The sequence below is a fragment of the Nostoc sp. genome, from assembly GCF_036917155.1.
In the GTDB taxonomy this organism is placed as follows: domain Bacteria; phylum Cyanobacteriota; class Cyanobacteriia; order Cyanobacteriales; family Nostocaceae; genus Nostoc.
This window is the reverse complement of the sequence record NZ_JBALDZ010000197.1, coordinates 1-9162: the sequence shown is the minus strand read 5'-3', so window position 1 is coordinate 9162 and position 9162 is coordinate 1. Positions and strand designations below refer to the sequence as shown.

Here is a 9162-nt window from a genome sequence, read left to right as displayed (position 1 = left end):
CCCTGTTCCCTATTCCCTATTCCCTGTTCCCTATTCCCTATTCCCTGTTCCCTATTCCCTATTCCCTGTTCCCTATTCCCTATTCCCTGTTCCCTGTCATTTATGACTAAGGCGGCAAGATAATCCACCAACTCGCCCACAGTGGGGAAGTCAAAGGCAGCCGTTGAGGGGATGGATACTCCCAAACTCGCCTGCAAGCGATTTCTCAGTTCCACAGAGGTCAGAGAATCCATGCCCAGTTCAAAAAAGCCTTGCTCTAGGGCGATCGCCTGCCCTGACTCCAGACCTAGCACCTGAGCAACTTGGGTTTGGACATGATTCACCAGTAGTTCTCGCCGTTGGTTGTTCACAGTCGCAGCCAATTTCTGGAGGAAGTCACCTTCAACAGGGCGAGTACTAAGTTCAGCAGCCTCTTGCCAATCCTGATAAAAGGGACGGGACAACCACCGTCGCAGTTCTGAAGACCATTGCAACGGTGCAACCCCAACATTTACTGCGGCTGTTGACATCAAATGTTCCAGAATTTCCAGCACTTGTGAGGGAGCGATCGCCCCCAATCCCAGATTTTGCCCGCGAATATCGGCTTGTTGTTTAGCCGCAGCCCCTACTTGGGAGACAGCACCCCAGTTGATGCTCAAGCCAGTTAGCCCCAAGGTGCGGCGATAATGTACCAAGGCATCCAAAAATGCATTCGCTGCCGCATGATTGCCTTGACCAGGAGAGCCAAACAAAGCAGCTATGGATGAAAATAGCACAAAGAAGTCAAGGGCGTGAGCTTGGGTCAACTGATGTAAATTCCAAGCTCCTTGTACCTTGGGAGCCATGACAGGGAAAAATCGCTGCCAATTTTGCTGCAACAATACCCCGTCATCTAGAACACCAACAGCATGAATTATTCCTTTGAGAGGGAAGACAGAGCGATCAATATCGGCAATGACATTGGATATGGCTTCAAAGTTAGTCACATCAGCTTGGGTGATGGTAACAGTAGTCCCCGCATCTACTAACGCTGCAACCTGGTCTTGAGCCTCTGGGTCAGGGCTACTGCGGCTCACCAAAACTAAGTGTTTAGCTCCCCGTTCTACCATCCACCGCGCCACTAGCAATCCTAAGCCTCCCAGCCCCCCAGTAATCAAGTAAGTTCCCTCGTCTGAGAAAGAAAGAAGAGTTCTCTGTTCCCTGTTCCCCGTTCCCTGTTCCCTTTCATTGGGAGCAAATTGGCTACGGGCTAATCGTGCCACATAACGCTTGCCTTCTCGAAATGCCACCTGATCTTCTGCGGTGCGATCGCCAATTTCTGCCCAAAGTGCTGCTGTTTGGACTTCTACATCCGCATTGGGATCGAGATCGATACGAGTACATTCTAATTCTGGATGTTCTAGAGTAATCACCTTACCCAAACCCCAAACAGCAGATTGGGCAATAGATGACATCAAAGGAGCATTTCCCGGTACTGGTTGGGTTCCTTGGGTGACAATCCACAGTCGGGGCAGTGTAGATAACCCTATTTTCAGTAAGCCTTGAACTAAATGCAGAGTCGTCCCACATCCGATTTGCGAGGCTGTTGCTAGGGTTTCTGCATTCTCTAAACTCCAGCACTGGATTACGCCTTGTAAGGGAGCCTGTGCCGCAACTTGGGCAATGAGTTCAAAAATAGCTTTGGGATCAGTGGGGTCGATCGCCACATCATCCGGTTGGTATGGCTGGAATCCTGATTTGGGAACGACCAACTTACAAATGTCTCCCGCATCTCGGTAGCGTTTGGCTATCTGCTGCCCAATGCCATTGCGATCGCCCAGTATAATCCAACTTTTGGGGGTGGACTGAGCAACCGCAACTGCGCTAGATCGCCCAACAATCAAACTCTGCTGGGAAAGGGCATTTTCTGAAGAGCGATCGCCTGGAAAAGTCACCACCTGCTCAAATCCATTTTCTCTGAGCAATTGCGCCCACTGAACCTGACTGACCAAGGGATAATCCGGTCGAATGTCATTATCCTGAAACTTCCACCAACCCTCCAGCAAGCCGAAAGTCAGGTCTAGCCACCGTTGGCGTGCAGTACCCTCTAACAGCAGCAGCAGTCCCCCAGTGGCAAGTAACTGCCGGACGTGCTGCAAAGTTTGGCTGAGGTTGGTTGTGGCGTGGAGGATATTTACCGCAATCACAACATCAAATTGATGGGGTACAAACCCTTGGGATGCAGGATCGCGTTCAATATCTAAAGTTTGATAGCGCACAAAGGGGTAGTCTCGGAACTTCTCCTTCGCCTGACTCAGAAATATAGATCCCAAGTCAGTAAAGACGTATTCTGTTTGCTGGGGATGAAGTTGAGGCAAGAGGTAACTAGTGGTTCCCCCAGTACCAGCCCCAATTTCTAGCAATCTCACCCCTCGATCGCTGGGTAGTGCTGCCAAGGCGTGAGCGATCGCTTTCTCAACGAGGGTATTCGCTACTGTTGCACCAGGGGCATCTTGATAAAGGTGAGTGGCTGAAGCTAAGTCACCATTGGGAAAAATTAATTGTAGGGGGTCGCAAGCACCCCGCAGCACAGCGCTCAATTGCTCGCCGCATTGAGTCAACAGCGCTAATTCCACTTCTCCATCGGCATAGCTGATTTCCTCTGGCGTTTCCCAAACTGGACATTGCCGGACTTGCCAGCGATCGCCACTGTCTTGCAAAATATTTTCCTCTGCTAAGATTTGCAAGAGGCGATGGAAAAGTCGCTGTTGTTGAGGTATAATCCCAAGATGTTGGATGAGCGCCGCTTCTGAAATCACATCCCCAAGCTGGAACTGCCACCCCAAAGTTTGTAGAGCTTGCCAAATATACCTGACGCTGAGACTTTCTAACTGGTGTAAAAACTGCCCATAAGGTTCGAGATTGACCTGAGCAATTAGATTTAACAAATCTGGAGTGAGTTTCTCAGCAATTTCTCTAGGCGTTGCCAAAAATTCTGGTGCTAATGGCTGCCCAAACCTAGCTTGCAGCCGCCATTCTACCTCATAAAGCCAGTTAGCTATGGGTTGGGTATCGCTCTTGCCCACAGCCAGGGTAGTAGCTCGCCTAGATCGCAATCCTTCTAATGTGGCAAAAACCGTGCCATCAGAGTCTAGAAGTACCAAATTTGCTTTTAGGGTTGCGTTAGTCCGGTCGGCATTTTCTGAGATTAGTTTTTGGCTGTAGCACAAACAGTGATCGCTCGGACTGCGGTAAAAGCGGAATCGATCTACCCCAAACGGCAAATAGGTTTCGCGCTCAACCTCTTGAAACAAGGCAGCACTAAAGCCACCTACCTGAACGCAACCATCGAGTAAAATCGGATGAATCGTATAGGGAATGCTTTCGCCCATCCACTCCTGGGGTAATTGGTAGGAATAGAGAGCATCGCTGTCTCCATAGTGGATTTGTTGCAAGGCTCTCAAAGGCCGATCGATGTCAATGCCCAGAGATTCTAAAAGCTGATAAAAGTCCTCAGCCAATAGTTCTGTAGACAGTTTCCCTTGAATCGCTGCAATGTCAACCGGGTGAGGATATTGGGGTTGGGTATCGATGGAAACTTTACCCGACACGTGTAAAGTTTCCATCGGTTTAGCTGCTTCGCCAACCTTGGTTAAACTAAAAATTTTAAAAGATGCGGCAGTGGTTGTTTCTAGTGTTACGACTAGCTGGAGTGCTTTGTTTTCCCTTGCTGGTAAGATTAATGGTTGCTGCACCAGCACATCTTCTAAAACTAACGCCGATGTACCGAAAACAGCTATGCCTGCAAAGAGAGCCATCTCAAAAAAACTGGCTGCTGGTAAAATTACCTGGTCATAAACTCGATGGTACTGAATGTAGGATGGGCGATCGCTGCTAATTTCCGATTCAAACCGGATTTCTTGAGAACCCGCTAAATGCACCTGCCGTCCTAGCAATGGATGACCAGTAATTGAGGTTGATGCGGCGATCATCGGGCTGTCAGCCGTATCGCCTTGACGTTCAATCCAATAGCGTTGTCTTTGAAAGGGATAAGTGGGCAAAGTGACTTTGTGGCGGGCATAGTCTTGCTCAAAGCCAGACCAATCAATTGCTACCCCTCGGACATACAACTGTGCCAAATTTGCCAACAGTTGCTGCCATTCATCTTGCCCTGGCTGTAAACTAGCCAGCCATAGCACTTCGCTTTCAGGAAGGCTAACTCCCATTTCCGACAACATTGGCTGTGTCCCAATTTCCAGAAAAACTTTGTAGCCTTCTGTCTGGAGTGTCTGTATGCTTTGAACAAACGTTTCCGTTTGGTGCAGGTGGTTAACCCAATATTGGCCACAGGCGATGTCTGCATTCACAATTTGACCAGTAACGTTACTGACAATGGGTAATTTTGGTGAATGGTAGGCGATGCCTGCGGCGGGCGTAGCCATCGCCTCTGCTATGGCTACAAATTCTTCAGATAATTGACTACGGGCAACAATCAGCCTCAGTCCATCTTCTAAACTGAAAACTCCTGCCAAACAAGCAGCAACATATTCACCTATACCATCTCCCATGAGAATACTTGGCTTGACACCCCAAGATTGCCACATTTGTGCTGAGGCAAACTCAAAAGCAAATATTGCCACTTCGCTATCAGCCGTTTCCTGTGTGCCTGTCAAAAGAGGCAGGGAGCAAGGGGGAAAACTGAGCGCCCGATTGTACTCCGCCCCAGTCAAAGCGCCCTGGAAGGGCGGGGCTTCGTACCCATGCTCCGCTCCGCTCCGCGCAGAGGGGAAGGGATTGCTCCCCCCGCTCCCTGCTCCCTGCCCCTCTGCCTCTTCTGTGGATGGATAAAGTATCTCTAGCAGATTTTTATTCCCCAAGGAATGTAAGATAGTCGCGCACCTATCTAAGGCTTGGCGGAATGTCGGCTGAGTTTGATAGAGTTGCTGACCTATACCGATGTATTGCGATCCTTGTCCGGTAAATAGAAAAGCTACTTTGGGTGATGTTGTACTACTTTGTCCAGAGTAAACACCTGAAACTTGTTCTTGAGCTATCAATTGCCCTAGTTTTTGCCTCAGTTCGTTTAAGGAACTGGTTACAACAGCTAAACGGTGCTTAAAATGCGATCGCCCAGTATTAGCACTAAAACAAACATCAGCTAACTCTAATTCAGGCGCAGTTTCCAGGTAAGCTCGATACGCTAAAGCCAACTGCAATAAAGCCGTTTCACTCTTTGCTGACAAGCCCAAAAGATGGAGGGGACGCTCAGAAGAGGCAAGGGGGCAGAGGGGATGGGGGGTAGAGGGGTAGAGGGGCAGAGGAGCGGAGGGGCGGAGGGGCAGAGGGGAAATACCATTGTCACTCCTCCCCTGCTCCTCTGCTCCCCTGCTCCCCTGCTCCCCTGCTCCCCTGCTCCCCTGCTCCTTTAATGGGGCTTCTTCCAGCACCACATGGGCATTTGTGCCACTGAAGCCGAAGGAACTAACCCCTGCTATTCTTGGCGTATTGCCACGCAACCAGTCTTTTGTCTGTGTGGGAATCACCACAGGTAAATCTGCCCAGTTGATGTGTGGGTTGGGTTGATGGAAATGTAGGTGGGGGGCGATCGCTTGGTGTTGCAACTGCAAGACAATCTTGATTAATCCGGCGATACCTGCGGCAAATTCTGCGTGTCCAATGTTGGTTTTGACTGAGCCTAAATTCAGGGGTTGGCTTGGGGAATGACTAGAGCCAAAAACAGCACCTAATGCCCCCACCTCAATGGGATCTCCTAAAGAAGTACCTGTACCGTGAGCCTCAATGTAGCTCACTTGTGCAGGTTCAACCGCACCATTTTTTAACGCCTGACGAATGACTGCTTCTTGAGAGGGGCCATTAGGTACGGTGAGTCCCCCACTTGGCCCATCTTGGTTAACCGCAGAACCCCGAATTAAGGCGAAGATGCGATCGCCATCACGCTGGGCATCAGATAGCCGCTTCAGGGCAATCATCCCACAGCCTTCAGACCGGACGTAACCATTAGCCTGAGCATCAAATGTTTTACAGCGACCATCAGGGGCAAGCATCCCCGCTTGGGAAAAAATGATACTGGTGGCTGGAGATAGTATGAGATTTACACCCCCCGCCAAGGCGAGATGGCACTCCTGCAAACGTAAACTTTGGCAAGCTAAATGAACAGCGACCAATGAAGAGGAACAGGATGTGTCTACAGCTAAACTGGGGCCTGTTAAACCCAACACATAGGAAATCCGGCCTGCTGCAACACTGAGGGCATTGCCAGTACCTATATAGGCATCTGAAACGCCGGCTTGCTCTAAGTGCCGAGCGTAATCATTGGCTCCAATCCCCACAAAAACGCCCGTCAGACTATTAAATAATTTTTGGGGAACAATGTGAGCCTGTTCCAAGGCTTCCCAGCTAACTTCGAGTAACAAACGTTGCTGGGGGTCTAAGTATGTGGCTTCACGAGGGGAAAGACCAAAGAATTGGGGGTCAAAAGCACCAATCTCGTCCTCAAGAAAACCACCATCGGCAACGGAAATTTTCCCAGGTGTTTGCGGTTTGGGGTCGTAGTAATCGTCAATGCACCAACGCGATCGCGGTACTTTGGTAATAGTATCAGTGCCATTGTGTAGCATCTGCCAAAAAGACTCAGGATCTTTAACACCGCCGGGAAATCGACAACCCATACCGATGATGGCGATCGGTTCAGCTTTGGCATACTCTAGGACATCTAGCTTGTTTTGGAGTTGCTCTAGTGCTAGTAATGCTCGTTTTGTGGGAGAGAGGGTTGTAGAGGCAGGGGGGCAGGGGGCAGGTGGTAGGGGGGAAAATGGAGTTTCCCCGCCGTTCTCTGGTACAAACCTCACCTCTGCTGGGTGAGAGCTAACCTGCTCCTTTTTCCCTTTGGTTGAAACCTCGCCCGTTGTGGGTGATTGTTCTTCCTTGCCCTCTTCTTTTTCATTTGCAGCCATCTTAAAAATACCTACCTGGGAAATTTTAGGAATTAAAAATTAAGGTCTTCTAGCTTTTTCAGCAGCAGTGCTTCAGCTTCATCTTCTGAAGCTGCTAATATCTGTTGCCTCTGAGTTGTTACAGCATCCACCTCCTCTGATAGTTCTACTGGCTGAAGCGGAATCACGTTTTCAGCCAGATAGTCAAGCAGTGCTGCCAGCGTCGGATAGTCGAACAGCAGCGTTGAACGCATGGCATAGCCCAAGCTTGTCTGCAAACGATTTCTCAACTCCACTGCGGTTAAGGAATCTAGACCGAGGTCAAAAAGTCTTTGCTGCGGCTCTACTTGTTGAGGGTTGGACAGACCCAAGACTTTTGCAATCTCGCTTTGCAGGTAAGCTTTGAGTAACTCCCGGCGTTCTTCAATTGGAGCAGCTTGCAACTGTTGGAGTAGTTCATCTTTGTACCGTTGGTCGGTTGCAACAACTTTGAAATTCTGCAACATTGGCACCTCTACTCCTGGTGCTATTTGAGCTAGTAACTGCTGCCAGTTCACGGACATAACCCCGACCTGAGTTACATCCTGCACCAGTAACGCTTCTAATGCTTGCAAACCCCGCTCTGGTGAAATCGTTCCCAGACCATAACTCTGCATTCGGCTCTGATGTTGGTTTTCTAATTGTGCTACCATCCCCCCTTGCTCCCAAGACCCCCAGTTAATGCTTAACCCTGCCAGTCCTTGCTGTCGGCGATAGTGAGCCAACCCATCGAGAAAGGCATTGGCGGCAGCATAGTTGCCCTGCCCTGGTGAGCCGAGAAGGGATGCTGCTGATGAGAAGCAAACAAAAAAGTCTAGGGGTAAGGCTTGAGTCAGCTGATGCAAAAGCCAAGCTCCTCGCACTTTTGCAGCCATGACCCCGGTAAACCTCTCCCAACATTGTTGTTGGAGAATGCCATCATCTAAAATCCCCGCTGCATGAATAATTCCTCGCAGTGGTGGCAACTCTGCTGCTATCTTGTTCAGGAGTTTAGTCATATCGGACTGGCTAGAAACGTCTGTTTGCTCAACAAGTACCCGTATACCCGCTTGTTCTAACTTGGCGATCGCCGCTAGGGCTATTAGTGATGGCTCCCGACGACCAGATAGTATAAGGTAGCGACCGCCTTTGTCTGCCAACCACTGGGCAACTTGTAGACCTAATGTTCCCAATCCGCCGACAATCAGATAACTCGCTGACTCTGGAATGGCAAGGTGATCGCTAATCGTCCGTTGTCGAGAGCGAACTAACCTAAGTACATGGCGCTGTTCCTGGCGGTGGGCAATTTGGTCTTCGCCGTCTGGGGAAAATAGTTCATCCACGATCGCGTTCAGATTCAATGAGATAGAGGCATTTGGGTCAAGGTCTAATCGGCGACACCTCAGATGGGGATATTCCACAGCGATCGCCCGTCCTAATCCCCATAACGGTGTTTGCTGTACCTGAGTTATAGCTTCCGTTGTCACGGCTTGGCTACCTTTTGTCACCAGCCAAAGTTGTATCGGTTCAGTTCCTCTCTGCTGCTCTAGTGCTTGAACTAGGTGTAAAACACTGGCACAACCCAGGATTTGCGATCGCTCCAATTCATCTAGATCCAGTTCTGCTGAGTCAGCGCCCTCTAAAGACCACAGATGAATTACACCTTGCAATTTTGTTTGCCGATCGCAACTTGCCTGTACCACTCGATTAAAATCATCTGGTGCTAGAGGATTAATCTGGTAATGTCTCTCATCTAGTTGCTGATAGTTTTCTCCAACTGTGACAGCTGCACAACTTCCCCCGTGCTGGGTTAACTGCTGGCTGAGTTGTTCACCAAGCTCATTGCTGTCTGCAAAAATCAGCCAAAGCCCTACTGCCAACTTCTCAATTTCATCTGTAATTAGGGACTTGATCTGCCAGTCAAGTTCGTAAAACCAGTTGCTGATATCTGGCTTAATCATGCGTTCTAGGGATTGCCAGGTAGTACGACGCATAGCAAAACCTTGTATCTGAGCTACCACCGCCCCACTAGGATCGACTAACTGGATATCACTACTCAAAATTTCATCAACCTTCGGTCGAGGGAACAGGGTTGAGGCAACGGGCAACAGCGAAGATTTTTGATTAGATGCCGAAATTGTTCCCTGTTCCCTGTTCCCTGTTCCCTGTTCCCTGTTCCCTGTTCCCTGTTCCCTGTTCCCTGTTCCCTGTTCCCTGTTCCCTGTTCCCTGTT

General features: G+C 49.5%; 2 protein-coding genes. Both read right to left on the bottom strand.

What is annotated here, in order from left to right:
- Window positions 1-6932, bottom strand: a 6932-nt coding sequence (locus V7K67_RS25080) for a type I polyketide synthase (protein WP_335168858.1), incomplete at its 3' end; no start/stop codon positions are given.
- Window positions 6933-6964: 32 nt separating this feature from the next.
- Window positions 6965-9162: beta-ketoacyl reductase (locus tag V7K67_RS25075; RefSeq protein WP_334729705.1), on the bottom strand; the 2198-nt coding region annotated here is incomplete at its 5' end.